General features: G+C 35.4%; 1 protein-coding gene. It reads right to left on the bottom strand.

Going from position 1 to position 1,132, the window contains the following annotated elements:
• Positions 1 to 6 precede the first annotated feature (6 nt).
• A partial coding sequence (locus tag BTR25_RS26675; RefSeq protein ID WP_075690937.1) for a Mu transposase domain-containing protein occupies positions 7 to 1,132 on the bottom strand: 1,126 nt, incomplete at its 5' end.

Here is a 1,132-nt window from a genome sequence, read left to right as displayed (position 1 = left end):
TGTTTATTATCCATAGTGAGCCACTTCCTCTTTTTGATTAAACATATTTGCRTATGCTTTCATATTTTTTTCAGATTGATGTGCGGTTTCATCTTGATAAACTCCATCTGCTTTAACAGGAGTACTCTGCTCACAAATAAACAAGATTCTTTCCGTAGAAACATACCCAGTTCGAATATTATTCAACTGCTTAACAGCCCCTAATACACATTCAAGCTTATTGTTTTCCCGTATATAGAAGAGTAACTCTATGAATTCTTTCTCTTTTCCGATATAATGATCATTGTATAAGTTTTTTATTTGTGAAGGTGCCTGTCTCAAACATTCACTTTGAGCGATGGCACCCTTTTTCTTTTTGAACGTATCTAAATAATGGTATATATCCATTTCCCATTGATGCACGCCCCAGTTTCTTGGATGTTCTGCTACTAAACATCCATTTATAAATAGCTTTATTGTTTCCGCACCGGCTTTCGCTTTTATATAGGTGCCAACATACCCCTCGGGTACGGAATAATGATTTTGGTTGATGACTACCGTACTATATTTATCTACAAGGCACTCTATTAATTCTGCCGAATCAAATGGAGTCATGGTGACCGTTTGTCCTTTTTCCTTCTCCTTTCTCATAAGCTCAATATGTTTTTGTTTATGCTCATGATGATATCTTAAATTAAGTTTCTTTAATGTTTGGAGGAGATGATTCTGAGCTTCTTGTAAGCTAGTAAAAGTGTGCTGTGATGCAAATGCCTTTCTCCTTATAAACTCTACACTACGCTCTACATGGCCCTTCTCATTTCCTTTTCTAGTTTGGCATAATCGAATTTTAAATTGATAATAGTTTGATAAGTTCTTCATGCTGTCGGTGATGGTTTTCTCATTACCAATGAATGATTTTACAACGGTTCTCATATTGTCATAGACAAATACCGCAGGTATAAAGCCCACATGTTCTATAAACTTTGTATGAACATCTAGGACACAAACCTGTGATTCAGATTGATATAATCTTGCGAATCGATAATTGCCATATGGTAATGTAAATACAGCTAATGAATATGCTTTTAGCTTTCCATCAATCTCAAGCTTTACTTCTCCCCAATCAAACTCAACTTCATAACCTGGCTCATCA

The organism is Bacillus sp. MRMR6, from assembly GCF_001940785.1.
Classification (GTDB): Bacteria; Bacillota; Bacilli; order Bacillales; family Cytobacillaceae; genus Neobacillus.
The sequence above is the reverse complement of the archived record's forward strand: the minus strand, read 5'-3'. Positions and strand labels throughout refer to the sequence as shown.